Raw genomic sequence first — 24,314 nt, 5'->3', positions numbered from 1 at the left:
GAGGGTGAGGGGCCGGCGCGCTTTGCGCGCAGCCAAGGGGCATACTGCCCCTTGGCAATCCCCTGGCACAGGCTTTCGCCTGTGCTGCCCCCTCACCCTGACCCTCTCCCCGGAGGGGAGAGGGAAACACTGGCGGTCTCGTTCCTGCCTATTACGACGCCCGCAGCGCCCCCAGGAACCCGTCCACCTCCTGCCGCATTCGCCCGGCGTCGTCCTGCACCGTGTCCACCGAGCGCACCATGACGCCGCTCGCCTGCTCCGCCGACGCGGCGGCGGCGGTGACGGCGGCGATGTTGTCGGAGACGCTGCGGGTGCCGTCGGCGGCGTCCTGGATGTTGGCGGCGATTTCGCCCACGGCGGCGGACTGCTGTTCGACCGCGGCGGCGACCTCGCCGGAGATCTCGTTCAGGCGGGCGATGGTGCGGGTGACGGCGCAGATGGTGTCGACCGCGGTGCCGGACGCAGTCTGGATCTCGGCGATGCGCGCCTGGATCTCGGCAGTCGCCTTCGCCGTCTGCCCGGCGAGCTGCTTCACCTCGCTCGCCACGACGGCGAAGCCCTTGCCGGCCTCCCCGGCGCGGGCGGCCTCGATGGTGGCGTTGAGCGCCAGCAGGTTGGTTTGGCCGGCAATGCCGGAAATCATGTCCACCACCTTGCCGATCTCCTCCGCCGCCTCGGCGAGGCTGCCCATCACAGCGGTGCTGCGTTCGGCGTCGCGGGTGGCGTCGGCGGCGATGCCGGCGGAGTCGGCGACCAGCTGCGCGATGCCGGCGAAGCTGGCCGACAGTTCGGCGGTGGCGGCGGCGACGCTGTCGACATTGGCGGATGCCCGGCCGGCGGCCGACGACACGGCGTCGGAATGGCGCGCGGTCTCGGCCGCCCCCTCCGCCATCGCGGCGGAGGCCGCGGCCATCTCGGCGGTGGAAGCCGACAGTGCTTCGACCAGCCGCTTCACCGTCGCCTCGAAGCCGTCGGCGAGCGTGCGCAGTTCGCGGCGGCGCTCCTCGGCGGCGGCGGTCTTCAGCCGCTCCTGCTCCTGCTGGAGCCGTTCGGTGTCGAGCATGGTGTCGCGGAAGACGCGGGCGGCGGTCGCCATGCGGCCGATCTCGTCGCGGCGGCCCTCCTCGAAACTGGCGGAGAAGTCGCGGGCGGCCAGCCGTTCCAGCGAACTCGCCACGTCGAGGATCGGGCGGGAGATGCCGCGGACCAGCACGACGCCGAATCCGAGCGCCAGCAGGGTGCAGAGCGTCACCCCGCCCAGCACCATGCCGTGGGCGCTGCGGTAGACCTCCGCCCCCTGGTCGGCGACGGCGCCGGCATCGGCCATCGTGCCATCGACCAGCGCGTCCAGCGCCTCCTGCACGCGGGTGAAGGCGACGGCGCTGGGACGCTTGAAGACGCTGACGGCGGACTGGGCGTTGCCGTCGCGCGCCTGCCCACGCACCCGGTCCGCCGCGGCGGCATAGGCGGTCCAGGCTTCGTCGAAGGCCGCCAGCCGCGCCGCACCCTCGCCGCCGATGAAGCGGGTTCCGGCCTCCTGCCGGCGGGCGTTGACTTCGGCCACCGCCTCGGCCCAGCCCTTTTCCGCCTGGTTCACCTGCATCTCGTTGGTGGCGAGCGCATAGGCGGCCTCGGCGATGCGATGGCTCTGCGCGGCGGAGGTCAGCCGACCGGCCAGTTGGGTCGCCGGCAGCGAGCGGCTGCGCATCGTCTCGGCGGCATTGTTTAGGATTTCAAGCCGGCTGAGCGTGAACAGGCCGAAGGCGCCGGCCATCACCACGGTGCCCAGCACGGCGAGGATGATCTTGGCGCGGATGGTCAGGTGCCCGAATGCACGAATTTTAGCCATTTTGCCTGCATCCCCGCCAAGGCATCGGCAAGAGAAACTCTCAACCGATGGAATTATTCGACCCTCAATCTTACTAATCCGAACGTTTAAAATTATCAACACGGAAGGTGAGCGGATTGGTCGGAGATTGCAGCGGCAGGGGCACCAAAACGAAACGGCCGCCGCACCCGATTGGTGCGGCGGCCGTTTCGGGACCGGCTGAGGATGGAGATCAGGCGGCCTTGCGAACCGAACCCAGCTCGGTGAACAGCTTCACGACGGCTTCGACGAACTCGTTCAGCTGGTCCTGGCCCAGGGCCGAGACCGTGATGTCGTCGACGACCAGAGCCTCGTCGCTGATCCGGCCGCCGGCGGCGGTCAGGTCGGCGCGGTAGGCTTCCGGGGCGGCCAGCAGGCGGCCGCGCAGCTTGCCGGGGATGGCGAGCAGCTGGATGCCCTGGTCGATGGCGGCGATCGGCTTGCCGGCATCCAGGAAATGGCCGACGATGCGGCGGGTGTGGGCCGACTGCTGCAGCTTCGCCACGCTGCGCTCACCACCCGGCAGCAGCAGCATGTCGAAGTCGGCGCCCAGCGCCTCGCTCAGATGCTTGTCCACCGGGAAGTAATGGCCCCAGGACTTGCCGTGCCAGCCGTTGACCAGACCCGTCTCGGTGGAGATGGTACGCAGCGTCGCGCCGGTCTTGATGAGGGCGCGTTGCGGCTCGGTCATCTCCGCTTCTTCAAAGCCGTTGGAGACGAGGATGGCGATGGACTTTCCTGCGAGCGATTGATCCATACTGTCTTGTCCTTTCATCGTTTCACCAAAAACGCCGGAGCTTCCCCGCCATCAGTCTCTGACAGGGGGAACCCGCCGGGGGTCCGCCGGAGCAGGGGGCGGTCGGGAATCGGTCATCGCCGCGCAAGGGACTGCACGGCGGCCAGTTCCGCCCGCCGGGACCCCGAGGTCGGGTGCCGGCGTGTGGGACCTTTACGTCCCGGATCGGTTTGTTTTCAGCATGCGGACTTAATTGGTCCCGATGCGGTTCCAAGTCAACAACGGATTCCGCGCCGCACCCAAGGCCGGCGGCCCGCGGAATCCCTGTCCGGCAGGGGATTCGACGGTATTTTCCAGCCCCGTTCAAGACTTTCGGCCCAGCCCGGCCGTACCACCGGTTGATGTCGCGCAGGGCTGCCATACCATGGCGGCGTGGCTTCGCCGACGGCTTATCCCGAATGAACCGGGGCAAAACCGTTCGGACACAAAAAAGCGGCCGGGGGAAGGCCCCCGGCCGTCGGCAAGTCAAAGCATCAGCCGTTCGAAAAGATCCAGCTCGCACACTGGATCACGGACCAATCCCGATGATCGGAACCTGCGATCAATGGAACTGGTCAGCCTCGGTGGAGTCCTTGTACGCGGTGGTCGAGGAGGTGCCGCCGGAGATCGCCGTGGCGACCGCGTCGAAGTAGCCGGTGCCGACTTCGCGCTGGTGCTTGGTGGCGGTGTAACCGTCCTTCTCGGCCGCGAACTCGGCCTGCTGCAGTTCGGAGTAGGCGGCCATGCCGCGCTCGGCGTAACCCTTGGCGAGCGTGAAGGCCGAGTAGTTCAGGCTGTGGAAGCCGGCCAGCGTGACGAACTGGAACTTGTAGCCCATGGCGCCAAGCTCGCGCTGGTACTTGGCGATGGTGGCGTCGTCCAGGTTGGCCTTCCAGTTGAAGGACGGCGAGCAGTTGTAGGCCAGCATCTTGCCCGGGAACTGCTTGTGCACGGCCTCGGCGAAGCGGCGCGCCTCGTCCAGGTTCGGCTTGGAGGTTTCCCACCACATCAGGTCCGAATACGGCGCGTAGGACAGGCCGCGGGCGATGCAGTGATCGACGCCCATGCCCTTCTTCAGGCGGAAGAAGCCCTCGGTGGTGCGGCCGGCGTCGAAATCGATGAAGGGATGGTCACGCTCGTCGATGTCCGAGGTGATGAGCTGCGCCGACTCCGCGTCGGTGCGGGCGATCACCAGGGTCGAGGTGCCGCAGACGTCGGCGGCCAGACGGGCGGCGTTCAGCGTGCGGATGTGCTGCTGCGTCGGGATCAGAACCTTGCCGCCCAGGTGGCCGCACTTCTTTTCGGACGCCAGCTGGTCTTCCCAGTGCACGCCGGCCGCACCGGCCTTGATCATCGACTTCATCAGCTCGAAGGCGTTCAGCGGGCCGCCGAAGCCGGCCTCGGCGTCCGCGATGATCGGCGCGAACCAGTAGGTGTCGCCCTTGCCCTCGGAGGTCTGGATCTCGTCGGCGCGCTTGAAGGCGTTGTTGATGCGCTCGACCACCGCCGGGACCGAGTTGACCGGATACAGGCTCTGGTCCGGATACATCTGGCCGGCCGTGTTGGCGTCGCCGGCGACCTGCCAGCCCGACAGGTAGATGGCCTTCAGGCCGGCCTTGACCGCCTGCATCGCCTGGTTGCCGGTCAGCGCGCCCAGCGTGTTGATGTAGGGCTCGGTGTGCAGCAGCTCCCACATGCGGCGCGCGCCCAGCTCGGCCAGCGTGTACTCGATCTTGACCGAGCCGCTCAGACGCTTGACGTCGTCCATGGTGTAGTCGCGGCGGATGCCCTCGTAACGGGCGGCGTGGATGGCGGCCTTGGTCTTTTCATCGAGCGACATGGGTCAGGTTCCTTATGTCCGGTACGCCCGGTTGATCGGGGCGGAACTTGGGTCTCGGGGCGGGCCTTTTGTCGGTCCCTGCGGCTGATGTGCAGCGGCGTTTCCTCCCGCCGTTATCGACTGCACTTTGCCGTCTTCGGGGCCGCTTGCGCTTTACAGCGCGGCCGTGGATCAAGAGTTAAACCTGCCTTGAGTGCGTTGCAATAAGCCCTTGTTTGTAAAAAGGTCCGTTTGTAAACTGCCGTTTTCACAATCCTGTAAATCCGTAAATCTTGTAAAGCTGAAGGGCATGCCGTGGCGACCATGGAAAAGAAGGCGATGCTGGGTCCGAAGGTCCGCCGCCTGCGCCGCGACCACGGCCTGACCCAGGCCCAGATGGCGGAGCAGCTGGGCATCTCCCCCAGCTATCTGAACCTGATCGAGCACAACCAGCGCCCGGTCACGGTGCCGCTGCTGCTGAAGCTGGGCCAGCAGTTCGGCGTCGACCTCCAGGCTTTTGCCGAGGATGAGGAAAGCCGGCTGGTGGCCGGCCTGCGCGAGGTGTTCGCCGATCCGCTGTTCGACGGTTCCGACATCAAGAACCAGGATTTCCGCGAACTGGCGGCGGTGGCGCCGACGCTGGGTCAGGCGGTGGTGGCGCTCTATCGCGGCTTCCGCGGCGCGCGCGACGACCTGCAGGCATTGGCGGAGCGGGTGGCCGACCGCGAGAAGCTGCATCTGGTGCAGAGCGCCGGCTTCCCGCAGGACGAGGTGCGCGACCTGTTCCAGACCCATTCCAACCATTTCCCTGATCTGGAGGCGGCGGCCGAAAGCCTGTGGCAGGACGGCAAGCTGGAGCGCGGCGACCTCTATCGCGGGCTGGTCGACTGGCTGAACACCCAGCACAGCGTGCGTGTCCGCCTGCTGCCGTCGGAGGTGATGGGCTATGCCGTGCGCCGCTTCGACCGCCACAGCCGGCGCATCCTGCTGTCGGAAATGCTGGCGCCGTCGGGCCGCACCTTCCAGCTGGCCTGCCAGATCGCGCTGCTGCGCCACCGCGACCTGCTGAACGGCATCGTCGAGTCCGCCAACCTGTCGGGCGACGAGGCGCGGCGGCTTGCCCGCATCGGGCTGGCCAATTATTTCGCCGCGGCGGTGCTGATGCCCTATGCCCGCTTCCACGAGGCGGCGACCCAGCTGCGCTACGACATCGAGATTCTGCGCCGGCGCTTCGACGCGTCCTTCGAGCAGGTCTGCCACCGGCTGACCACCTTGCACCGGTCGGGGGCCAAGGGCGTGCCCTTCTTCTTCATGCGGGTGGACAGCGCCGGCAACGTGTCGAAGCGCTTTTCCGGCGCCGGCTTCCATTTCGCCCGCTTCGGCGGCGGCTGCCCGCGCTGGATCGTCTACGAGGCGTTCCGCACGCCGGGCAAGATCCACAGCCAGATGGCGGAGATGCCGGACGGCACCGCCTACTTCTCCATCGCGCGCACGGTGGTGAAGGCCGGCGGCGGCCACCGCAGCCCGCCGCAGCAATTCGCCGTCGCTCTCGGCTGCGACGTCCAGCATGCGGCTCAGGTCACCTATGCGGACGGGTTCGACCTGTCCAACACCGATGCGGCGACGCCGATCGGCGTGAATTGCCGGCTCTGCCCGCGGCTGGACTGCTCCCAGCGGGCATTTCCGCCGCTGAATCATCGCCTTATCGTCGACGAGAACCTGCGCGGCCTCTCGCCCTACCTGTTCGCGCCGCCCAGCGCGGAGTAGGGCGGCGATTGACCGGGATCAATGTTGTACGGCGATGTTTGTGTTGTTTGCCGGAAAGCCCGTCATTTGACTGGTATAAATCCGTGGCCTTCGACCGGGTTTGTTGATAGGTTTCGGCCGTTGCGTCGCGGCAGCTCCGCTTGCGTGTCTGCGCACCGGCCACCTGATGCAGCGTCCCGGACAATGGCTAGAACAGTGCCAACGGAGTTGGCCTCGACAGGTTTTGGAACGCCCCCATGAGCAACTTGATCAAAGAGCGCGTGCTGACCGTTCACCACTGGACCGACACGCTGTTCAGCTTCACCACCACGCGCGATCCGTCCTTCCGCTTCCTGCCGGGGCAGTTCACCATGATCGGGCTGGAGGTCGACGGCCGGCCCCTGCTGCGTGCCTACAGCCTCGTCAGCGCGCATTACGAGGAGACGCTGGAGTTCTTCAGCATCAAGGTGCAGGACGGCCCGCTGACCTCGCGCCTGCAGCACCTGAAGGAAGGCGATACGCTGCTGGTGAACCGCAAGGCGACCGGCACGCTCATCACCGACAACCTGCTTCCCGGGCGGAACCTGTATCTGCTGAGCACCGGCACCGGCCTGGCGCCGTTCCTCAGCATCATCAAGGACCCGGAGATGTACGAGAAGTTCGACCGGGTGATCCTGACCCACGGCACCCGCACCGTGGCGGAGCTGGCCTATGACGACCTGATCCATCACAGCCTGCCGGAGAACGAGTTCTTCGGTGAGCAGGTGAAGGAGAAGCTGCTGTATTACCCCACCGTGACGCGCGAGCCCTTCCGCAACCAGGGCCGCCTGACCACGCTGATGGAGACCGGCAAGCTGTACAGCGATCTGGGCCTGCCGGAGCTGGACGCCGAGAAGGACCGCGTGATGATCTGCGGCAGCCCGGCGATGCTGGCCGAGACCACCGCGATGATGGAAAAGCGCGGCTTCGTCATGGGCACCAACGGTGAGCCCGGCGGGTTCGTCATCGAGAAGGCGTTCGTGGAGCGGTGAGGGTTTGGGCGTCGGCTTGCGGATGCCCCCTCCCCATCCCTCCCCGCTTCGCGGGAGAGGGGGTAGGAGCTTTGCGGGAAGTGCGGCGGAGTTCCCTCTCCCACGTTAGCGGGGGAGGGTTAGGGAGGGGGCCGTGCACTTCCCCCACAAAGCCCCCACAAAGTCACACCCTCCCGGCGGAATAATCTCCCCCTCCCGCACGTTTACCGTTCTGTGACGAAGGCACGTCACTCAATCCTTGACCGACTGGGCGCGCCTCCTTTTGGGGGCGCGCCCATTTTCCGTCCGCAGCCGGTGAATAAAATCGCCGTCCGGCCTGTTGGTGCGACGGTCACCGTTCAAACCGTCAAGCCTTTGGTGTAGACATCCCGCCCATGCGCCTGATCCTCATCCTCGCCGCGATCCTCGTCGCCGGCCTCGCGAATCTCGCCGTCTGGTCCCTGCCGAACCGCCCGGTGCCGCTCGATCCGCCGCCGGGGGGCAAGCTGCGCAGCGTGTCCTTCGCCCCCTTCCGCGACGGCCAGAGCCCGCTGACCCAGGTCTTCCCGACCAATGCCCAGATCGAGGAGGACCTCGCGGCATTGGCGCCGCAGGTGGCGGGCATCCGCACCTACACCTCGCTGGAAGGGCTGCAGGTGGTGCCGGAGATGGCGCGCCGGCATGGGCTGCAGGTCACCATGGGGGCGTGGCTGTCCTCCAAGGCCGAGAAGAACGAGGCGGAGATCGCCTCGCTGATCGACCTCGCCAACCGTTATCCCGACGTCATCACCCGCGTCATCGTCGGCAACGAGGTGCTGCTGCGGCGCGAACTGACGCCGGAGCAGGTGACCGGCTACATCTACCGGGTCAAGGCGGCGGTGAAGCAGCCGGTGTCCTATGCCGACGTGTGGGAATGGTGGCTGAAATACCCGCAGATCGCGGATCACGTCGATTACCTGACCATCCATCTGCTGCCCTATTGGGAGGATGTGCCGGCCGGCGTCGCCGGCGCCACCGAGCGCATCCGCCACAGCTACCGCGCCATCGCCCAGCGCTTTCCCGGCAAGCCGATCCTGGTCGGCGAGACCGGCTGGCCGACGCAAGGCCGCTCGCGCGGGGCCGCCGTGCCGGGGCTGGTCAACAAGGCGAAGTTCGTCAACGCCTTCGTCCGCATGGCCGAGCAGGAGGGCTTCGACTACAACGTGATCGAGGCTTTCGACCAGGAATGGAAGGCCAAGCTGGAGGGCACCGTCGGCGGCCATTGGGGCCTCTACAACGCCGACCGCACGCCGAAATTCTCGCTGGCCGGGCCGGTGGTGGGCAACGTCGCTTGGCCGTGGCTGTTCGCGGCGTCCAGCGGGATCGCGCTGGTGCTGCTGGGCGGGCTGGCCGGGCTCCGCCGCCATCTGCCGGGCACCGGCTGGGTGGTGCTGATCCTGCTGGCGCAGGCGCTGTCCACCCTCTATGTCCGCGCCGGATTCGTGGCGGCGCACGGCAAGCATTACTGGCAGGACACCACGCTGGCCGTGGTCATGCTGGCCCTGACCGCCGCCCTGGTGCTGTCGGTGCTGCTGACCGCCCACCGCGCGCTGGCGAGCGGCGGTCTGGCGCGTGAGCCGCTGGTCGGCCTGCGCCACGCCCGCCCGGCCCTGACCCGCACCGAGCGGGTGGGGCGGTTGAGTGCGGTGGCTCTGGGTGTCGCGGCGCTGGTCTGGTCGCTGCTCATCATTTACGACGGCCGCTATCGCGACTTCCCCAACCCCTACCTGCTGATCCCGGCGGTGGCGCTGCCGGCGCTGGGGCTGATCCGCGCCGCCCGCCGGCCGCTGGGGACGCAGACGCGCGACGCGCTGGGCATCGCCAGCCTGTTCCGCCCGGCGGTCCCCGCCGCGGATGGCGAGCCGCGCGGCCTGTGCGGCGCCGTCCGCCGCATGCCGGTGGAGTCGCTGCTGGGCTTCGGGCTGCTGCTGGGCGCGCTGCTGACCGTGGTGGCCGAGGGCTTCGTCCCGCTCGAATCGCTGATCTACGGCCAGCTTCCCTTCATGGAGGCGCTGCACGAGGTCGATTGGACCTTGCCCAACTGGGAAGCGCTGGGCTGGGCCGGCCTGCAGGTCCTGCTGGCGCTGCCCTTCCTGGCCGGGGTGTGGAGCGCCCGGCGTCCGCTGCGGCGGATCTGAGGTCGCACGGGCTCCGGGACGGTTGCGCCGGCCGCAGCGCTGTGGATTGATGGACGGGTTCCAGCCGCACCGGAGACCCGTCCCATGTCCCCCGACCTTTGGCTTGCCTTCGCCGCCGCCTCCGCCGTCATGCTGATGATCCCGGGGCCGACTGTGCTGATCGTCGTGTCCTATGCGCTGGGCCATGGACGGAAATCGGCCATGGCGACGGTGGCGGGGGTGGCGCTCGGCGATTTCACCGCGATGACCGCCTCGATGCTGGGGCTGGGGGTGCTGCTGTCGACCTCGGCGGCGCTGTTCACCCTGCTGAAATGGGCCGGTGCGGCCTATCTGGTCTATCTCGGGATCAAGCTGTGGCGGGCGCCGGTCCGGGAGGCCGAGACGGTGGCCGACGAGTCGGCGGTCCGGCCCTGGCGCATGATGCTGCACACCTATGCCGTCACCGCGCTGAACCCCAAGAGCATCGTCTTCTTCGTCGCCTTCCTGCCGCAGTTCCTCGACCCCGCCCGGCCGCTGGCCGAACAGATGGTGGTGATGGAGGCGACCTTCCTGGTGCTGGCCACGCTGAACGCCGCCGCTTACGCCCTGCTGGCTTCGGCGGCGCGGCGCGCGGTGCGGACGCCGTCGGTGCAGCGCGCGGTCAACCGGACCGGCGGGTCGCTGCTGATGGGAGCCGGGCTGCTGACCGTCGCCTGGAAACGGACCGCCTGACGTAGGTGCCTCCACGCGCGCGCAGCCGGCGATTTGTTGACAAAGCAAGATAACTTCTCTGAAAATTGTCGACAGACAGGGGGATGCACGCGCCGGTAACCTTCGCGAAGCCGGGCGAAGCGAATCGATCCGCGGGGGCGGTGATGGCCGACGGCTGCAACAGGGGCGACATGACGGGCGATGTCCTTGAATTCGCGGCGGAGAGCGTCGATGCGGCCGGCGGCCGGCAGAATCCGCCCTGGCAGATCCTGATCGTCGACGACGACCACGAGGTCCACGCCATCACCCGCGTCGTGCTGGGCGAAATGACGTTCGAGGAGCGGCCGGTCCGCTTCCTGTCCGCCTACACCGCGCGGCAGGCGCGGTCGCTGCTGGCCGAAAATCCGGGGATCGCCGCCATCCTGCTGGACGTGGTGATGGAGACCGACGATGCCGGGCTGAAGCTGGTCCGCCACATCCGCGAGGAGATGGGCAACCGGCAGGTCCGCATCATCCTGCGCACCGGCCAGCCGGGGCAGGCGCCGGAACGGCAGGTGATCGCCGCCTACGACATCAACGATTACAAGGCCAAGAGCGAGCTGACGGCGCAGAAGCTCTACACCGCCGCAGTGGCGGCGCTGCGCTCCTACCAGCATATCGCGACCATCGAACGCGGCCGGCAGGGGCTGGAGCGGGTGATGGAGGCCGCCGTCCATCTGGCCGGGCTGCGCTCGCGGTCCCAGTTCCTGGCCGGGCTGGTGGGGCGGGCGTCGGCCCTGGTGACCGACGCCACCACCGCCCTGCTGTGCGGGACCGGCGAGGATGGCGGCGTCGCCGTGCTCGCCGAGGCCGGGCTGCCGACCGATCTGCCGGCGGAAGCCGCGGCCGACATCGCCGCCGCGCTGAGCGACGGGCGGACACGATGGGGGGCGCGCCACGGTGTGGCAGTGCTGCGCGGGCGCGATGCGGCGGCGCTGGCGCTCTGCCTGCTCGGCGGTCCGTTCGCCGAGGGCGACCGGCCGCTGCTGGAACTGCTCTGTACCAAGGCGGCGGTCGGGCTGGACAATCTGCGGCTCTACGAGCGGCTGAACGAGGCGCAGGTCGCCACCGTCCACGCGCTGGGCAAGCTGGCCGAATACAAGGACGAGGTCACCGGCGACCATGTGAGGCGGCTCGGCCGCTGGGCCACGGCCATCGCGCGCGAACTGCAGGTCCGCGGCGACTTCGCGGGCGAGTTGGACGACTGGTTCTGCGACACCATCGGTCTGGCCAGCGTGCTGCACGACGTGGGCAAGGTCGGCATTCCGGACGCCATCCTGCGCAAGCCCGGCCGGCTGGACGAGGCGGAAATGGCGGTCATGCGCGACCATGCGTCCATCGGCGGCAGCATCCTGCGCGATGCCTGCGGCGGCGACCGCCGCGGCTACCTGTCGATGGGGGCGGAGATCGCCGAGAGCCATCACGAGAAGTTCGACGGCAGCGGCTATCCGCGCGGGCTGGCCGGTGATGACATCCCGCTCGCCGGGCGCATCGTCGCCGTCGCCGACGTCTTCGATGCGCTGCTGCACCGCCGCCCCTACAAGAAGGCGTGGGACATCGCCGAGGTGTTGGACCTGCTGCGCGCCGAGTCGGGCCGCCATTTCGACCCGCGCGTGGTCGACGCCTTCCTGTCGGTGCTGACGCGGGAAGGGGCGGGGTGTAGCCGCCCCTCTGGACGGTCAGAGGCCCAGCACGTCCCGCATGCTGTAGAGGCCCGGCGTCTTGTCCTGCGCCCACAGGGCGGCGCGGACGGCGCCCTTGGCGTAGATCTGGCGGCCGGACGCCTTGTGGGTCAGCTCGATCCGCTCGCCCTCGCTGGCGAAGATCACGGTGTGGTCGCCGATGACGTCGCCGCCGCGCAGCGTGGCGAAGCCGATCTCGCCGCGCGGACGGGCGCCGGTGTGGCCGTCGCGGACCTTCTGCCAGACGTCCTCCAGCTTCACCCCGCGCCCGGCCGCCGCGGCATGGCCGAGGCCCAGCGCCGTGCCCGACGGCGCGTCCACCTTGCGGCGGTGGTGCATCTCCAGGATGTCGATGTCGAAATCGTCGTCCAGCGTGTGGGCGACCTGCTCCACCAGCGCCAGCAGCAGGTTGACGCCCAGCGACATGTTCGGCGACTGGATGATGGCCGTATGGGTGGCCGCGGTGGCGATGGCCGCCTGCTGCGCCGGGTTCAGGCCGGTGGTGCCGACGACCAGCACCGTCTCCGACTGGGCGGCCAGCGCGGCGTGCCGCTCCGTCGCGTCGGGGCTGGTGAAGTCGATCACCGCGTCGGCCTCCGCGAACAGGGCGACCGCATCGTCGATGGCGGTGACGCCCAGCGGGTCCAGCCCGGCCAGCACGCCCAGATCCTTGCCCAGCGCCGGGCCGCCCACCCGCTCGGTCCCGCCGGCCAGCGTGCAGCCCGCGGTCGCCGCGATCTCACGCACCAGCATCTGCCCCATGCGCCCCGCGCACCCGACGACACCGATCTTCATGACGCCAATCCCCTGTTCAGCTCTTCCGGCCGGCTTTCCCGCCCTCCCAGCGGTTTAGCACAGGCCCGGCCGGTGCTTAAGCGCCAAGGCAGCCGCGCAGCGATGCGGCGAGGTTGCGCATCAGGGTGGGGTAGAGCGCCACGCCCTCCGGCAGTTCGGTGCCTTCGGGGTCGAGCACGCCGGTCTTGGCCTTGGTGCCCTCCACCACCGTCTGGACCAGGGCCGGTTCGAACTGCGGTTCGGCGAAGACGCAGGCCGCACCCAGCCCGCCGATCTTGGCGCGGATCGCCGACAGCCGCTTGGCCGACGGGCGGCGGTCCGGGCTGACGGTGATGGAGCCGACAGCCGACAGGTCGTAGCGCGCCTCGAAATACTGGTAGGCGTCGTGGAAGACGACGAAGGGCTTGTCCTTCACCGGCGCCAGCGTGGCCTTCAGCTCCGCATCCAGCGCGTCGAGCTGCTGCAGCGTGCGGTCGGCATTGGTGCGGTAGGCCTCGGCGCCGGCGGGGTCCTTGGCGGCAAGCGCCTCCGCCGTCGCGGTCACGATGGCGCGGGCGTTGGCGGGATCGAGCCAGATGTGGCTGTTCAGCTCCTCATGCTCTTCGGCATGGTCGTGGCCTTTATGATCGTGCTTGTGATCGTGGCCGCCCTTGCGACCCCCTTCATGACCATGGTCGTGGGCCTCCCAGGCGCCGCCCTCGCGGGTTTCCAGCAGGGTAAGGCCCTTCAGCTCCATCAGGGTCAGCCGCGTCGCCTTGGGCGCGTTGGCCTTCAGCGGCTTTTCCAGGAAGCTCTCCAGCTCCGGCCCGACCCAGACCACCAGATCGGCGGCCGACAGCGCCTTCGCGTCCGACGGCTTCATGGAGTAGCTGTGCGGCGAGGCGCCGCCGCGCACCAGCAGCGTCGGCTCGCCCGCCCCCTGCATGACCGACGCGACCAGGGAGTGGATCGGCTTGATCGACACCACCACCTTCGGCGCCTCGGCCTGGGCCGCCGTTGCGGCGAAGGCGGCCATGGTGCCCATCAGGACGGCGAACAGCGCGGATCGGCGCATGGGAGGGATCCTCTCGACTTGCTGGACAGGCTGCTGGTTTCAGCGCATAGGGAAGCCAGTTTCACTTTGGTGTCACGTTATAACGTAACATGTCAACACCCCATCCAAGCCGTGATACCTCCGCGCTGTTCGCCGGCCCGCTCGCCTGGACCGAGGATCTGACCGTCCGCTTCGGCCGCCGCACCGTGCTGGACCGCGTCAACGTCGCCGTCCAGCCGGGGGAGGTGGTGACGCTGATCGGCCCGAACGGCGCCGGCAAGACGACGCTGGTGCGTGCCGTGCTGGGACTGGTGGCGCCCGACGGCGGGCGGGTGCTGCGGCGCCCGAACCTGCGCATCGGCTACATGCCGCAGAAGCTGTCGGTGGACCAGACGCTGCCGCTGACCGTGCGCCGGTTCCTGAAGCTCTGGCGGCCGGTGAGCGCCGACCGGGTGGAGGCGGCGCTGGAGGAGGCCGGGGTGGCGCGGCTTGCCGACTCCGCGGTGCAGACCATCTCCGGCGGCGAGATGCAGCGGGTGCTGCTGGCCCGCGCCCTGTTGGGCGACCCCGACCTGCTGGTGCTGGACGAGCCGGATCAGGCGGTGGACGTCCATGGGCAGGCGGAGCTGTTCAACCGCATCGCCCAGGTGCGGCAGCGGCGCGGCTGCGGCGTGCTGCTGGTCAGCCACGACCTGCACACGGTGATGGCGCGCACCGACCGGGTGATCTGCCTGAACGGCCATGTCTGCTGTTCCGGCCGGCCGGAGGATGTCAGCCGGCATCCGGAATATCATGCCCTGTTCGGCGGCCATGCCGGCGACCTTGCCGTCTATGTCCATCACCACGACCACGCCCATGCCGAGGACGGCAAGGTCGTGCCCGACCATGACGGGGGCTGCTGCCATGGATGATTTCGTGATCCGCGCCCTGATCGCCGGCGGCGGCATCGCCCTGCTGGCCGGGCCGCTGGGGTCCTTCGTGGTGTGGCGGCGCATGGCCTATTTCGGCGACACGCTGGCCCATTCGGCCCTGCTCGGCGTGACGCTGGGTTTCCTGCTGGGCGTCAACCCGATGGTCGGGGTGATGGCGGTCTGCGTGACGCTGGCGCTGGCCCTGGTGGCCTTGCAGCGGCGGCGGACGCTGGCGGCGGACACGCTGCTGGGCATCCTGTCGCACGGGTCGCTGTCGCTGGGGCTGGTGGCCCTGGCCTTCCTGGAGACGTTGCGCGTCGATCTGATGGCCTATCTGTTCGGCGACATCCTGTCGGTGACCGACGGCGACCTGCTGGCCATCTACGGCGGCGGCGCGGTGGCGTTGACCGGGCTGGCGCTGCTGTGGCGCCGGCTGCTGGCGGTGACGGTGGACGAGGATCTGGCGCGGGTGGAGGGAATGCCGGTCGACGCCCTGCGGTTGGCCTTCATGCTGCTGATCGCGCTGGTGATCGCCATCGCCATGAAGATCGTCGGCATCCTGCTGATCACCTCGCTGCTGATCATCCCGGCCGCCGCCGCCCGCCGCTTCGCCCGCACGCCGGAGGGGATGGCGGCGCTGGCCTCGGTCCTGGGCGTTGTCGCGGTGGTTGCCGGACTGCTGGCGTCGCTGAACTGGGATCTGCCGGGCGGGCCGAGTGTGGTGGTGGCTGCGGCGGCGCTGTTCCTGCTGGGATCGCTGGTGCCGCTGCGGCGCTGAGGGCGGTATCCGCAATCAGGAAAAGAATACGGCCGTGTGGATTTCCCGTTTGCGGCGGTGTTCGCCTGCGCCATAGTCCGCCGGCGGACGCAGTGGCGGGCTGGCCGCCACTGCCGCCGTACCAATGGAGGGCTGGAGGATGGAGAAGATCCTCACTCTCCTGATCCTGGTGCTGGAGATCGTCAAGCGGCTGCTTGACCTTCTGATGCACTAAGATCGGGCGGGCGGGCCGGGGAGTACCAGTCTCCGGCCTGCCTACCCCCGATATTGGTGCGGCATCCCATCGCTGTCAACGGCCAGCCCGAAAACACTCATTCGTCGATGTTGCGTGCCAGCACTTCGCGTTTGCCGGAGTGGTTGGGCTTGCTGACCACCCCTTCGGTCTCCATCCGCTCGATCAGGCGGGCGGCGGAGTTGTAGCCGATGCGCAGCTGGCGCTGGATGAAGCTGGTCGAGGCCTTGCGCTCGCGGCAGACCACCGCCACCGCCTTGTCGTAGAGGTCGTCGCCGGACCCGCCGCCGGTGCCGGGCAGGCCGCCGTCGTCGAAGGACTCCTCGCCCTCCTCGTCCTCCAGGATGGCGTCGACATAGTTGGGCTCGCCCTGCGCCTTGAGGAACCGGACGATCTGTTCGACCTCGTGGTCGGAGACGAAGGGGCCGTGGACGCGGGTGATGCGGCCGCCGCCGGCCATATAGAGCATGTCGCCCTGGCCCAGCAGCTGTTCGGCACCCTGTTCGCCCAGGATGGTGCGGCTGTCGATCTTGCTGGTGACCTGGAAGCTGATCCGGGTCGGGAAGTTGGCCTTGATCGTGCCGGTGATGACGTCCACCGACGGGCGCTGGGTCGCCATAATGAGATGGATGCCGGCGGCACGCGCCATCTGCGCCAGCCGCTGGATCGCCGCCTCGATGTCCTTGCCGGCGACCAGCATCAGGTCGGCCATCTCGTCGACGATCACGACGATGTAGGGCAGTTCGGTGAGGTCGAGCGGCTGCTCCTCGAACAGCGGCTTGCCGGTGTCTGGGTCGAAGCCGGTCTGGACGCGGCGGGTCAGCGATTCGCCGCCCTCGCGCGCCTCGCGCAGGCGGGCGTTGTATCCCTCGATGTTGCGCACGCCCAGCTTGGACATGTTGCGGTAGCGGTCCTCCATCTCCCGCACCGTCCATTTCAGCGCGACCACCGCCTTCTTCGGATCGGTGACGACCGGCGTCAGCAGGTGGGGGATGCCCTCGTAGACCGACAGTTCCAGCATCTTGGGGTCGATCATGATGAAACGGCAGCGCTCCGGCGGCAGCCGGTAGAGCAGCGACAGGATCATCGTGTTGATCGCCACCGACTTGCCCGAGCCGGTGGTGCCGGCGACCAGCAGATGGGGGAAGCGGGCGAGGTCGGCGACCACCGGCTGGCCGCCGATGTCCTTGCCCAACGCCAGCGCCAGCTTGCCGCCATGCTTGTCGAAGCCTTCCGCCGCCATCAGCTCGCGCAGCAGCACGGTTTCACGCTTGGCGTTGGGCAGCTCGACACCGATGACGTTGCGGCCCGGCACCACGGCGACGCGGACCGACACCGCGCTCATCGAGCGGGCGATGTCGTCGGCAAGGCCGATGACGCGGGAGGATTTGGTGCCGGGGGCCGGCTCCAGCTCGTACAGGGTGACGACCGGGCCGGGATGGACCTTCTGGATCTCGCCGCGCACGCCGAAATCGCCCAATACGCCCTCCAACTGTCCGGCATTGCGCTGCAGCGCCGCCTCGTCCAGCTGTTCGCCGCGGATGCCGGTGGGCGGCGCCTGCAGCAGGTCGAGCGGGGGCAGCTCGTAGCCCGGCGGACCGTCCTCCTCGCCCAGCGGCAGGCGGGTCTGGCGCGGGTCGGTCTTGGCGGCGTCGCGCTCAGCCGCGGCGGATTTCGGCGGGGTGACGATGGGAACCGGGCGCAGCGGCTTCTCGGCGGCGGGAGGCGCGGCCGACAGCGGCACCGGGCCGGCATCCAGGCCGGCGGGGAAGCGGCTCCACGCGCACGGCATCGTCGAAGCTGGGGCCCTTGCGCTTGGACGTCCCGTCGCCGCGCAGCGCGTCGTCCACCGCGATGGAGGCGGTCTGCACCGCGGCCTGCGCCGCGTTGCGGCCGTGGCGGCGCAGGGCGTCGACGCCACTGCGGGCGCCGTGGCGGATCAGGTGGACGCCGTTCACGGTGCCGCGGCCGAGCGCGCGGAAGCTGGCGATCCATTCGCCGATGGTCAGGCCGGCCGCCAGAAACAGCACCAGACCGCCGCCGATCGCGGCGGCGGTGGCCACCATCGGCTCCGCCCCGAACAGGTTGCCGACGCCGCGCAGCAGGATCTGGCCGAAGCTGCCGCCGGGCAGCGGGGCGAGCGGATCGGTGGAGGCGTCGGTCAGGCCGGCCAGCGCCATCGACACTAGGATCACCCCCCACAGGGCCAGCACGGTGCGGAACAGCGGGTTCCCCAGCTTGCGCTGGGCGCCGAGCCGCCATCCCCAGAACATCGGCACCAGCGCGATGACGAAGGCGGCCCAGCCCAGCGACTGGATCAGCAGGTCGGCGACATAGGCGCCGGGCGGGCCGAACAGATTGTGGGTGTCGCCCGCCGTGGCCGGGACCGAGTTCAGAGAGGCGTCGCGCGGGTCGTAGCTGCCAAGCACCACCATCAGCAGCAGGCCGAACAGCCCCAGCACGAATCCCATCGCCTCGCGCGCGCGGGCGACGACGAAGGCGCGCATGGCCGGGGAGAAGAAGGGCGGCTTCTCCGGCCGGCTGCGGCCGGCGCGCAGGCGGTCCTTCCCCGGATCCTTGGCGCCCAATTCCTTGCCGCCGTCACGGGGCGACCCCTTGCGCGGGCTGGAGGCGGTCCGTCCCAGGCTGGGCCGGGGGCGCGCGGGGGTGGGGCCGGCGGGTCGGGCCATGGGGCGGAAACCTCGTGCTGTAGAAACCGAAGATGCAGGCTGGTCGGACCGGGGGCTGGCCGGAGCCGATCAGCCGAGAATGCGGACGATGGCGGCGCAGGCCTGGGCGACGGTGTCGGCGTCCTGCACCAGGGCCACGCGGATGAAGGCGTCGCCGGGGTTCGGCTCGCCGGGGTTGCTGCGCGACAGGTAGGCGCCGGGCAGCACGCGGACGGCGCCCTCCGCCCACAGCCGCTTCGCGGCCTCCTCCCCGTTGCCGACCTCCAGCCACAGGAAGAAGCCGCCGGCCGGCCGGTAATAGCCGTAGCGACCGCCCAGTTCCGCCTCCGCCGCCGCGAACTTGGCGCGGTAGGCGGCGCGGTTCTCCTCCACATGCGCCTCGTCACGCCACAGGGCGGTGCTGGCGGCCAGGATCGGCAGCGGCATGCCGGCACAGCCGTAGCTGCGCAGACGGGAGAAGCGCCCGATCAGCGCCGGGTCGCCGGCGACGAAGCCGGAGCGCAGGCCGGCGGCGCTCGACCGCTTGGACAGGGAATGGAAGACCAGCAGGTTGGCCCAGGGCTTCCCGTCCTCATGCGGCAGTCCCGCCGCGACCTGCAGCGCGCCGACCGGCGGGGCGTCCAGCCAGATCTCGGCATAGCATTCGTCGACCGCCAGCACGAAGCCGTATTGGCGCGCCAGCCCGATGGCCTTGGCGAGATAGGCCGGCGTGGCGGCGGCACCCTGCGGGTTGGCGGGGGTGCAGAGATAGAAGAGGGCCGTGCGCTCCAGCAGCTCGGGCGTCAGGGCGTCGAGGTCGGGCAGGAAGCCGGTCTCGCGCGTCGCCGACAGGAACACCGGCTCCGCCCCCGCCATCACCGCCGCGCCTTCATAGGGGGCGTAGAAGGGGTTGGGCATCAGCACCGCCGGCTGGCGCCCGGCCTTGCGCGTCGGCACCGCCAGCAGGGCCAGCATGAACAGCGCCTCGCGCGTGCCGGACAGCGGCAGGACGGAGCTGTCGGCATGCAGCAGCCCGGCCGGCAGCGTGTAGCGGCGGGTCAGCCAGTCGCCGGCGGCGGCGCGGAATTCCGGCGTGCCGCCGACCGGCGGATACTTGTTCCAGCCGGCGCCGTTGGCGCGCAGCGTCTCTTCGATGATGGCGGGCGGCGTGTGCTGCGGCTCGCCCACCGTCAGCAGGATGGGGGCGACGTTGGCGCGGGGGGTGATCGGCGCCAGCAGGTTGGCCAGCCGGGTGAAGGGGTAGTCGGTCAGCAGGTCGAGCCGGTCGTTGCCGATCGCCTCGGTGAAGACGGCACCGCTGTTCACGTTGAAATCGGCAGAGACCATGACGACCGGAACCCTCTTCCCACCTGGGCGCCATACCCCGGCCAGGGGAGGCGGCCACGTCCATGTCCGGCCGATCCTATCGGCGCCGGACAAGGGGCACAAGCGGTCAAAACCCTTGAGCGGAGCAGGTGGCCGAACGGTCACAGGGGCAACAAACCCCTCTCCCGCCCCGGGAGAGGGAAGGGGCCCACCGCGAAGCGGTGGGAAGGGTGAGGGGTAGAGCAAGGAACCATGCGCTTCCGGCTTCTTGGCGCACCCTCACCCTCCCCACGCCTTTGGCGCGGGTCCCCTCCCTCTCCCGGGGCGGGAGAGGGCGATCTACATTATACCCGGATGATATTGACTCAAGGATTTCATCCGGGTAAAACGTGGGTCTCACAACCGGAGTTCCGACATGTCCGTCACTGCCGAGACCCTCTGCACCGCCTTTCGCGGCGAGCGCCGCCTTGCCGCCGGGGATGCGCTGAGCGTTGCACGGGCGTTGCGGGCGGTGTTGGACGCGGAGCCGGATGGCCCGCCGGTGCTGGTGTTCGACGATGCCACCGGCAAGAGGGTCGACCTCGACCTGCGGGGAAGCGATGCGGAGGTCGCATGGCGTCTGTCTCCCCCGCCGCGGGGGCCGGGGCGGCCGAAGCTGGGGGTGGTGGCGCGCGAGGTCACGCTGCTGCCGCGCCATTGGGACTGGCTGAACGCCCAGCCGGGCGGGGCGTCGGTGGCGCTGCGCAAGCTGGTCGACGAGGCGCGCAAGGGTGGCGAGGCGAAGGACCGCGTGCGCCGTGCGCAGGAAGCCGCCTATCGCGTCATGCTGGAACTGGCCGGCGACCGGCCGGGCTACGAGGAGGCGGTTCGGGCGCTCTATGTCGCGGACCGCAATCGGTTCGACGCGCTGACGGCGGACTGGCCGGCAGACCTGCGCGACTATGCCCGCGCGATGGCGGCGGATGCGTTTGCCGGATGATGAAGCGTGCCGGCCGGAAAGCGGGACATGCGCCCGCGGGGTCCGTTCCCGCCCGGGGAGCGGACCCGCCATGGCCGGCAATTCTCAGGCCGGAAGCCTTACAGCGCCTCGGCGTTGGTCTCGCCGGTGCGGATGCGCACGGCCTGGGCGATTTCCAGCACGAAGATCTTGCCGTCGCCGATACGGCCGGTGTTGGCGGCCTTCTGGATCGCCTCGACCACCTGTTCGTACTGGTCGTCGGACACCGCGACCTCGACCTTTACCTTGGGCAGGAAGCTCACGGAATATTCGGCGCCGCGGTAGATTTCCGTCTGGCCCTTCTGGCGGCCGAAGCCCTTGACCTCGCTGACGGTCAGGCCCTGGATCCCGAGCGACGTCAGCGCCTCGCGCACTTCGTCGAGCTTGAACGGCTTGATGATGGCCATAACCAGTTTCATGTGGCTTCCCCTTAAAGCGTTGTTCCGGCCGCGGATAAAGGCTGTGGCCGCCCCGTTGCGGTTCCAGTCCGGCCCGACAGCCGTTCCGTTCCTCCCGCCGATGGCCCAAGCCTGTTCGCGTCGACCGCAAAAAGCAACGATTACAAGAATCGTGCCGGTTGAAATGCGCTGCAACGATGGGAATATGCCTGTTGATTGGGCGCTCAAAAGGGCGGCATCTGCCTAAAATTCGTTCAGCGACAATCTGTCCGCTGCGGGGCATCGTCCGGCCGGGGACAGGAGACTGGACAGGACGCCCCCGTGCGACAATTGTTTCACCGCGCGCGGCACCGGCAAGGCTCACGTCCGGCCGGCAGACCGCAGCGCAGGCACAAGAAGGCGAGAGGGCAGCGAGCATCATGGCCGTACCGGGCACCGAATCGGGCAACGCGACCGTCCCCCCGCAGGGAGGCGTCGGCGGCGTCGGCGGCGACATCACCACCGAAGTCGTGGTGCTGGGCGGCGGTCTGGCCGGGCTGACCATGGCGGCGGCGCTGGCCAGCGCCGGCGTGCCGGTGGTCTGCATCGACCGGGACAGCCCGGAACGCATGGGCGGCCAGGGCTTCGACATCCGCACCACCGCCATCTCCTACGCTTCCAAGATGGTGCTGGAGGCGGCGGGCGTATGGCGCCACATGGCCGACCAGGCCGGCCCGATGCTGGACATCCGCATCGCCGACCAGTTCTCGCCCCTGTTCATCCACTACGACCACACCGAACTGGCGATGGAGGGCAAGCACCAGCCCTTCGGCTGGATCCTGGACAACAAGGACATCCGCCGCGCCCTGTTCACCCGCGCGGCCGAACTGCCGGGGCTGGTCCATCTGGCGCCGGCCCAGGCGACCGCGGTGGAGCGCACGCGCTCCGGCGTGTCGGTGCGGCTGGCCGACGGGCGCACGGTGCGCGGCCGGCTGCTGGTCGGCGCCGACGGGCGGCGGTCGCTGGCGCGCGACAGCGCCGGCATCAAGGTGCGGCGCTGGTCCTACGACCAGAGCGCCATCATCTGCACCATCCGCCACACCGAGCCGAACAAGGGCATCGCCGTCGAGCATTTCCTGCCCAACGGCCCCTTCGCCGTGCTGCCGATGACGGACAACCGCTGTTCCATCGTGTGGAGCGAGAAGACCTCGCTGGTCGATACCTATCTGAAGCTGCCCGACGACCAGTTCATCGACGAGCTGCAGCACCGCTCCGGCGGCTATCTGGGCGAGATCACGCTGCTGACCAAGCGCGAGGCCTGGCCGCTGTCGGTCCTGCTGGCCGACCGCTTCGTCGCCGACCGGCTGGCCCTGGTGGGGGAGGCGGCGCATGCCATCCACCCGATCGCCGGGCAGGGGCTGAACCTGGGCATGCGCGATGTCGCGGCATTGGCCGAGGTGGTGGTCGACGCCTATCGTCTCGGCCTCGACGTCGGCGGACCGGAGGTGCTGGCCCGCTTCCAGCGCTGGCGCCGCTTCGACACCGTGCTGCTGGCGGCGGTGTGCGACGGGCTGGTCCACCTGTTCTCCAACAGCATTCCGCCCTTGAAGCTGGCGCGCAACCTGGGGATGGCGGCGATCAACCGCCTGCCGCCGGTCAAGCGCTTCTTCATGAAGCACGCCATGGGCGTGGTCGGCGACCTGCCGCGGATGATCCGCGGACAGCCGCTTTGAAGCAGCCACTTTGAAGCAGCCACTTTGCCGACCCCGGTAATCCTTGGCAGCGGGGGGCGGACGCCTTATGTCCGCCACACTGCCCGGCCAAGCAATACGGGCCACTACGACCAAGGATGAAGACCGTGCTTCGCCGCCTCTTCCGCTCTCTGCTTCCCGGCGCCCTGCTGTCCGCCGCCCTGCTGGTGCCGCTGCCGGCCATGCTCGCCCAGTCCGCCGTCGCCGCCCCGGCCTCGCCCGTGTCGCTGTCGGCGCAGGATCAGGCCGTCGTCGCCAAGGTGGAAGAGTATCTGAACGGCATCACCACCCTGCAGTCGAAGTTCCTGCAGGTGGCGCCCAACGGGCGGCAGGCGACCGGCACCTTCTATCTGTGGCGGCCCGGCCGGATGCGGCTGGAATATGACCGGCCGCTGAAGGACTTCATCGTCGCCGACGGCAGCTTCGTCTTCTATTGGGACGGCGAGATGCGCCAGCAGTCGAGCGCCCCCATCGGGTCGACGCTGGCCGACTTCATCCTGCGCAAGAACATCCGCCTGTCAGGCGACGTGACCGTCACCGAGGTGTTCCAGGCCCCCGGCGTGATCGAGGTCAGCCTGCTGGAGACCAAGGATCCCGGCAAGGGCACCCTGACCCTGGTGTTCGAGGATCGTCCCTTCCAGCTGCGCAAGTGGCGGGTGCTGGACGCCCAGGGCATGACCACCGAGGTCGCCCTGCTGAACCCGCGCACCGACGTCACCTTCGACCGCGAGATGTTCTATTTCAAGGAGCCGGCACGCGGATCGGACTTCGGCCGCGGCAACTGAGCGGTCCGGCATCCTCAACACCGGTCCGGCAACAAAACCCTTCGCCTCCTGTTGTCATTCCGCAAGACGGGCAGCGGGAGGCGCATCATGTCCTACGATCCGGCACGGCGGGCGACGCTTGAGCCCGCAAGCCGCCTGCACAGCATGAACATGCTTCTGGCGCGCAACTGGTGGGCGCTGGCACTGCGCGGGGCGGCGGCCATCCTGCTGGGGATCCTGGCGTTGATGATGCCGGGCGTGACGGTGGCGACCCTGGCGCTGACCTTCGCCGCCTATCTGCTGCTGGACGGCGTCTTCGCCATCCTGGCCGGCATCCGCGCCTCCCGCCACCATGAACGCGCGCTGCCCTTCATCCTGGAGGGCGTCGTCAGTCTGATCGCCGGCATCGTCGCCGCGCTGTGGCCGGCCGCCAGCCTGTTCGCCCTGGTCTTCCTGATCGCGGCATGGTCGGTCATCACCGGCTTCGCCGAGGTGATGGGCGCCTGGCGCATGGACCGCACCCACGGCAAATGGGCCTGGGGCGTGGCCGGCGTCCTGTCGATCCTGTTCGGCTTCAGCATGTGGGTGCTGCCGGCGCTGGGCCTGCTGGCGCTCGCCTGGGGTGTGGCGGCCTACCTGATCGCCTTCGGGGTGCTGGCGCTGGTGACCGCCTTCCGGCTGCGGCGCTGCCACCAGGAAAACAGCGGCTCCGGCGGCGGGATGGCGCGGCCGGCCTGAGTGGCCCCGCAGGGGGCGCCTGCCCGCCGATCGACTGTTCCTATCAATGCGTTCCATAAAATCGATTGGACGGATCAGTCCTTTAAGGGCATCTTTGGAACTGTTCCAGACAGGATCCTCCGGTTCAGAGGGTCTTGT

General features: G+C 69.1%; 19 protein-coding genes and 1 pseudogene. 11 read left to right on the top strand and 9 right to left on the bottom strand.

Features of this window, described 5'->3' with window-relative positions; translation table 11 throughout:
* Positions 1-151: 151 nt before the first annotated feature.
* The 3 genes from AB8P05_RS27050 to aceA form a co-directional block, all read right to left on the bottom strand.
* A complete protein-coding gene (locus AB8P05_RS27050) occupies positions 152-1,849 on the bottom strand; it encodes a methyl-accepting chemotaxis protein (protein ID WP_472761599.1) in 1,698 nt (565 codons plus the stop codon).
* A gap of 211 nt (positions 1,850-2,060) precedes the next feature.
* Positions 2,061-2,624, bottom strand: a complete 564-nt coding sequence (locus AB8P05_RS27045) for a DJ-1/PfpI family protein (protein WP_042697580.1) — start codon at positions 2,622-2,624, stop codon at positions 2,061-2,063.
* A 580-nt stretch (positions 2,625-3,204) separates the two neighbouring features.
* A complete protein-coding gene (gene aceA, locus AB8P05_RS27040; protein ID WP_472761598.1) occupies positions 3,205-4,482 on the bottom strand; it encodes an isocitrate lyase in 1,278 nt (425 codons plus the stop codon).
* Positions 4,483-4,785: 303 nt separating this feature from the next.
* Between aceA and AB8P05_RS27035 the strand changes: the two genes are divergently transcribed.
* The 5 genes and pseudogenes from AB8P05_RS27035 to AB8P05_RS27015 form a co-directional block, all read left to right on the top strand.
* Positions 4,786-6,228, top strand: coding sequence for a helix-turn-helix domain-containing protein (locus AB8P05_RS27035; protein ID WP_472761621.1), 1,443 nt, complete (start codon positions 4,786-4,788; stop codon positions 6,226-6,228).
* 236 nt (positions 6,229-6,464) lie between these two features.
* Positions 6,465-7,238: a ferredoxin--NADP reductase gene (locus tag AB8P05_RS27030; protein WP_014189844.1), complete on the top strand. Its 774-nt coding sequence runs from the start codon at positions 6,465-6,467 to the stop codon at positions 7,236-7,238.
* Positions 7,239-7,612: 374 nt separating this feature from the next.
* The gene (locus AB8P05_RS27025) at positions 7,613-9,394 is read left to right on the top strand and encodes a glycoside hydrolase family 17 protein (RefSeq protein WP_472761597.1); all 1,782 of its coding nucleotides are present in this window, start codon (positions 7,613-7,615) and stop codon (positions 9,392-9,394) included.
* Between the two features lie 84 nt (positions 9,395-9,478).
* Entirely contained in the window at positions 9,479-10,105 is a 627-nt protein-coding gene (locus tag AB8P05_RS27020) for a LysE family translocator (RefSeq protein WP_194912525.1), read from the top strand.
* Positions 10,106-10,188: 83 nt separating this feature from the next.
* Positions 10,189-11,679 (top strand): annotated as a pseudogene (locus AB8P05_RS27015) (HD domain-containing phosphohydrolase); the annotation flags it as partial.
* Between the two features lie 123 nt (positions 11,680-11,802).
* Here AB8P05_RS27015 and dapB read toward each other — a convergent pair.
* Both dapB and znuA read right to left on the bottom strand, forming a co-directional pair.
* Positions 11,803-12,600 carry a 4-hydroxy-tetrahydrodipicolinate reductase gene (dapB, locus tag AB8P05_RS27010; RefSeq protein ID WP_472761596.1) on the bottom strand — a complete coding sequence of 266 codons (798 nt, stop codon included), beginning with the start codon at positions 12,598-12,600 and terminating at the stop codon, positions 11,803-11,805.
* Positions 12,601-12,676: 76 nt separating this feature from the next.
* On the bottom strand, positions 12,677-13,654 hold the full coding sequence (gene znuA / locus AB8P05_RS27005; protein ID WP_472761595.1) for a zinc ABC transporter substrate-binding protein ZnuA: 978 nt from the start codon (positions 13,652-13,654) through the stop codon (positions 12,677-12,679).
* A gap of 89 nt (positions 13,655-13,743) precedes the next feature.
* On the opposite strand from znuA, the gene znuC reads away from it, so the two are divergent.
* Both znuC and znuB read left to right on the top strand, forming a co-directional pair.
* Positions 13,744-14,544, top strand: a complete 801-nt coding sequence (gene znuC, locus AB8P05_RS27000) for a zinc ABC transporter ATP-binding protein ZnuC (RefSeq protein ID WP_455175487.1) — start codon at positions 13,744-13,746, stop codon at positions 14,542-14,544.
* Entirely contained in the window at positions 14,537-15,322 is a 786-nt protein-coding gene (gene znuB, locus AB8P05_RS26995; protein ID WP_455175486.1) for a zinc ABC transporter permease subunit ZnuB, read from the top strand. The genes znuC and znuB overlap by 8 nt, the downstream gene beginning before the upstream one ends.
* Before the next feature lie 311 nt (positions 15,323-15,633).
* On the opposite strand, the gene AB8P05_RS26990 is transcribed toward znuB, so the two are convergent.
* The 3 genes from AB8P05_RS26990 to AB8P05_RS26980 all read right to left on the bottom strand — a co-directional run bounded on the left by AB8P05_RS26990 (position 15,634) and on the right by AB8P05_RS26980 (position 19,570).
* Complete coding sequence (locus tag AB8P05_RS26990) at positions 15,634-17,298, bottom strand: DNA translocase FtsK (RefSeq protein ID WP_472761594.1); 1,665 nt, start codon at positions 17,296-17,298, stop codon at positions 15,634-15,636.
* Complete coding sequence (locus tag AB8P05_RS26985; protein ID WP_472761593.1) at positions 17,213-18,244, bottom strand: DNA translocase FtsK 4TM domain-containing protein; 1,032 nt, start codon at positions 18,242-18,244, stop codon at positions 17,213-17,215. Before AB8P05_RS26985 ends, AB8P05_RS26990 begins: the two co-directional genes overlap by 86 nt.
* Positions 18,245-18,313: 69 nt before the next feature.
* The gene (locus AB8P05_RS26980; RefSeq protein ID WP_472761592.1) at positions 18,314-19,570 is read right to left on the bottom strand and encodes an aminotransferase class I/II-fold pyridoxal phosphate-dependent enzyme; all 1,257 of its coding nucleotides are present in this window, start codon (positions 19,568-19,570) and stop codon (positions 18,314-18,316) included.
* 394 nt (positions 19,571-19,964) lie between these two features.
* On the opposite strand from AB8P05_RS26980, the gene AB8P05_RS26975 reads away from it, so the two are divergent.
* Positions 19,965-20,528: a DUF2239 family protein gene (locus AB8P05_RS26975; RefSeq protein WP_472761591.1), complete on the top strand. Its 564-nt coding sequence runs from the start codon at positions 19,965-19,967 to the stop codon at positions 20,526-20,528.
* Positions 20,529-20,626: 98 nt separating this feature from the next.
* Here AB8P05_RS26975 and glnK read toward each other — a convergent pair whose 3' ends face one another.
* A complete protein-coding gene (gene glnK / locus AB8P05_RS26970; protein WP_012977707.1) occupies positions 20,627-20,965 on the bottom strand; it encodes a P-II family nitrogen regulator in 339 nt (112 codons plus the stop codon).
* Positions 20,966-21,363: 398 nt separating this feature from the next.
* Between glnK and AB8P05_RS26965 the strand changes: the two genes are divergently transcribed.
* The 3 genes from AB8P05_RS26965 (at position 21,364) to AB8P05_RS26955 (ending at position 24,176) form a co-directional block, all read left to right on the top strand.
* Positions 21,364-22,656 carry a UbiH/UbiF/VisC/COQ6 family ubiquinone biosynthesis hydroxylase gene (locus AB8P05_RS26965; RefSeq protein ID WP_472761590.1) on the top strand — a complete coding sequence of 431 codons (1,293 nt, stop codon included), beginning with the start codon at positions 21,364-21,366 and terminating at the stop codon, positions 22,654-22,656.
* 116 nt (positions 22,657-22,772) lie between these two features.
* Positions 22,773-23,459 carry a LolA family protein gene (locus tag AB8P05_RS26960; RefSeq protein WP_472761589.1) on the top strand — a complete coding sequence of 229 codons (687 nt, stop codon included), beginning with the start codon at positions 22,773-22,775 and terminating at the stop codon, positions 23,457-23,459.
* An 87-nt stretch (positions 23,460-23,546) separates the two neighbouring features.
* Positions 23,547-24,176: an HdeD family acid-resistance protein gene (locus AB8P05_RS26955; protein WP_472761588.1), complete on the top strand. Its 630-nt coding sequence runs from the start codon at positions 23,547-23,549 to the stop codon at positions 24,174-24,176.
* Positions 24,177-24,314: the final 138 nt, after the last annotated feature.

The organism is Azospirillum sp. VT-I1, from assembly GCF_055698305.1.
The sequence above is the reverse complement of the archived record's forward strand: the minus strand, read 5'-3'. Positions and strand labels throughout refer to the sequence as shown.

Bases quoted from the DNA above. Each gene is read 5' to 3' on its own strand.
- glnK (WP_012977707.1), bottom strand. From the start codon at position 20,965: ATGAAACTGGTTATGGCCATCATCAAGCCGTTCAAGCTCGACGAAGTG.
- AB8P05_RS26960 (WP_472761589.1), top strand. From the start codon at position 22,773: ATGAAGACCGTGCTTCGCCGCCTCTTCCGCTCTCTGCTTCCCGGCGCC.
- AB8P05_RS26965 (WP_472761590.1), top strand. From the start codon at position 21,364: ATGGCCGTACCGGGCACCGAATCGGGCAACGCGACCGTCCCCCCGCAG.
- AB8P05_RS26975 (WP_472761591.1), top strand. From the start codon at position 19,965: ATGTCCGTCACTGCCGAGACCCTCTGCACCGCCTTTCGCGGCGAGCGC.
- znuA (WP_472761595.1), bottom strand. From the start codon at position 13,654: ATGCGCCGATCCGCGCTGTTCGCCGTCCTGATGGGCACCATGGCCGCC.
- znuC (WP_455175487.1), top strand. From the start codon at position 13,744: ATGTCAACACCCCATCCAAGCCGTGATACCTCCGCGCTGTTCGCCGGC.
- aceA (WP_472761598.1), bottom strand. From the start codon at position 4,482: ATGTCGCTCGATGAAAAGACCAAGGCCGCCATCCACGCCGCCCGTTAC.
- AB8P05_RS27035 (WP_472761621.1), top strand. From the start codon at position 4,786: ATGGAAAAGAAGGCGATGCTGGGTCCGAAGGTCCGCCGCCTGCGCCGC.
- AB8P05_RS27020 (WP_194912525.1), top strand. From the start codon at position 9,479: ATGTCCCCCGACCTTTGGCTTGCCTTCGCCGCCGCCTCCGCCGTCATG.
- AB8P05_RS26955 (WP_472761588.1), top strand. From the start codon at position 23,547: ATGTCCTACGATCCGGCACGGCGGGCGACGCTTGAGCCCGCAAGCCGC.
- AB8P05_RS27045 (WP_042697580.1), bottom strand. From the start codon at position 2,624: ATGGATCAATCGCTCGCAGGAAAGTCCATCGCCATCCTCGTCTCCAAC.
- AB8P05_RS26980 (WP_472761592.1), bottom strand. From the start codon at position 19,570: ATGGTCTCTGCCGATTTCAACGTGAACAGCGGTGCCGTCTTCACCGAG.
- znuB (WP_455175486.1), top strand. From the start codon at position 14,537: ATGGATGATTTCGTGATCCGCGCCCTGATCGCCGGCGGCGGCATCGCC.
- AB8P05_RS27030 (WP_014189844.1), top strand. From the start codon at position 6,465: ATGAGCAACTTGATCAAAGAGCGCGTGCTGACCGTTCACCACTGGACC.
- AB8P05_RS26985 (WP_472761593.1), bottom strand. From the start codon at position 18,244: ATGGCCCGACCCGCCGGCCCCACCCCCGCGCGCCCCCGGCCCAGCCTG.
- AB8P05_RS27025 (WP_472761597.1), top strand. From the start codon at position 7,613: ATGCGCCTGATCCTCATCCTCGCCGCGATCCTCGTCGCCGGCCTCGCG.
- AB8P05_RS27050 (WP_472761599.1), bottom strand. From the start codon at position 1,849: ATGGCTAAAATTCGTGCATTCGGGCACCTGACCATCCGCGCCAAGATC.
- dapB (WP_472761596.1), bottom strand. From the start codon at position 12,600: ATGAAGATCGGTGTCGTCGGGTGCGCGGGGCGCATGGGGCAGATGCTG.